Here is a 1914-nt window from a genome sequence, read left to right as displayed (position 1 = left end):
CACACGCCCGCAGACGCGGCGTGAAGACGACTGTCACCTACACGTGCACCAGTCCCTCCTTCCTCTGGTGTACAGCCGGCCATCGGGTGAGAATCCAAACATCACCGGCGTGCGCAGGCAGAGGAGACCCACATGAGCCAAGAGCAACCACCACCCCGGCATCGTCTCCATGAACCCCAGCAGATCAAGCAGGCCTTGTTCTCAGACCCTGCTGACGACGCCCCAGCCACCTATCTCTGGTCCAAACCAAAGAGAGGCCGTTGCCGACGCTGTCGACTGCCGATCATCTGGATTTACACCGAACGCGAAGCACCCTGGCCCTTCCAGCCGGAAGAGTACGAGAGCGCTGGATTGCCCCCTAAGGCTCAGTGGCGCCTTCCTCGACGTCGGAAGATCATCGCCATCCAACGCCCCGCAGAACGCCCCACCGACAAGGTGCTCATCCCACACACGCATGTCTGCCCCTTCGATGAGGACTCAGACTCTCCGGCCTTGCTCCGCATCCAGAACGAGCTGCGTGCCAGCCTCGAGGAAAGCGACACGGAGGAGAAGCTCTCCTGAACAAGCAGAATCCCCACTTGGTGGACAACACGGAGCTCACGCTCTGCCACACGGAGGAGGAGCCATCACCAGCTCCCGCCCTGGCCAACGCGATATGTACGCCTAGGCCCGAGGGATTGCAGTACCGCACTAACGCATCACCGCGTGCGGCACTGCGTTAGTGCGGGTTATCCTGCCCTCATGGCACCAGCTCCTGTCACCATCGCGTTCATCGCCTCCAAGGGAGGCGTGGGCAAGACCATGGGAACCATCTGCCTCGCCGCCGCCCTGACCCACACCGGCCACAGCGTCGAAGTCCTCGACGCCGATCCCCAGGGCTCGGCCAGCGAGTGGCTGGAGATCGCAGCCGAAGAACGCCCCACAGGCTCGCCCATCCCCTTCACCTACCGGGCCGTGAACCTCTCCGACCTCAAACGGCTGCGCCCGAGCACGGACTTCGTCGTGATCGACACCCCACCGGGCACCCCCGACGTCCAGTCCGCCGCTGCCGCAGCGGCCGACCTGGTCATCATCCCCACCACTCCCAGCGCCGACGACATCGCCCGCACCTGGGCCACCGTCGACGCCCTGGGCCCCACCGTGCGCCTGGTGGCCCTGCTGAACCAGGCCAACCCCCGCACCAAGCTCTTCACCCAGGTCGTGGACCTGCTGGCCGCCGAGAACGTCCCGCAGCTGGCCACCACGATCCCCACCCGCGAGAGCTTCAAGCACACCCACGGCACCTACCCCACCCGTACCGCGCTCGGCCCCTGGCTCCAGGTCGCCGAGGAGATCCAGGAGATGACCCGCCCGTGAGCACCAAGCCCACCCCCGGCGCCGCCCGCGGACGCCGCACCACCACCCCGGCCACCCCCACCGACGGCCCGGACATGACCCTGGCCTACGCCGCCCACGCCCAGGCAGCCGCCGAGCCCATCAAGGCCACCTCCATCCGCCTACCCGAACGCCTGCACAAGCACCTGCGCCGGCACAGCGTCGAGGTCGGGGTGCCCATGTCCCAACTGATCATCCAGGCCATCGAAGCCAAGTACCCCGAAGACTGACCGCAATACCGCAGTGCCGCGCGCATGAATGAGGTAGTGCGGTACTGCGTTAGAGACGCCTCTTCCCATGTCTGACTAAGAGCGATACGCACTGAGTAGCTGCCGGTTGACCATCCAGGAGCCGGGGGATACTGAAAGGCCTCCATCCCTCAATCGACCAAGTCAGGGGAGGTCTCTGGACGGGAGAACAGATAGTTCACTCAGCCGCGCGGCGCAAGAACGAACTCGCCACAACGGACCGAACGCAAGCAGACGGAGTGAGCATCGAGGGGATGTGCAGTGGACCACGGAGAAGAGTTGAGTCCCGGAT

At 65.3% G+C, this 1914-nt stretch carries 3 protein-coding genes; all 3 read left to right on the top strand.

Translation table 11 applies throughout. The annotated features are described in order from the left end of the window. The first annotated feature begins 132 nt into the window (after nt 1-132). The 3 genes from ACZ1IK_RS11115 to ACZ1IK_RS11105 all read left to right on the top strand — a co-directional run bounded on the left by ACZ1IK_RS11115 (nt 133) and on the right by ACZ1IK_RS11105 (nt 1604). Entirely contained in the window at nt 133-561 is a 429-nt protein-coding gene (locus ACZ1IK_RS11115; RefSeq protein ID WP_127435416.1) for a DUF6083 domain-containing protein, read from the top strand. 180 nt (nt 562-741) lie between these two features. After that, nucleotides 742-1356 carry a ParA family protein gene (locus tag ACZ1IK_RS11110; protein ID WP_065423796.1) on the top strand — a complete coding sequence of 205 codons (615 nt, stop codon included), beginning with the start codon at nt 742-744 and terminating at the stop codon, nt 1354-1356. Beyond that, nucleotides 1353-1604 (top strand): hypothetical protein, encoded by a 252-nt coding sequence (locus tag ACZ1IK_RS11105; RefSeq protein WP_049147591.1) that lies wholly within the window; start codon nt 1353-1355, stop codon nt 1602-1604. The genes ACZ1IK_RS11110 and ACZ1IK_RS11105 overlap by 4 nt, the downstream gene beginning before the upstream one ends. The last annotated feature ends 310 nt before the right edge of the window (nt 1605-1914 follow it).

The sequence above is a fragment of the Micrococcus sp. CS26 genome (assembly GCF_055522295.1).
The sequence above is the reverse complement of the archived record's forward strand: the minus strand, read 5'-3'. Positions and strand labels throughout refer to the sequence as shown.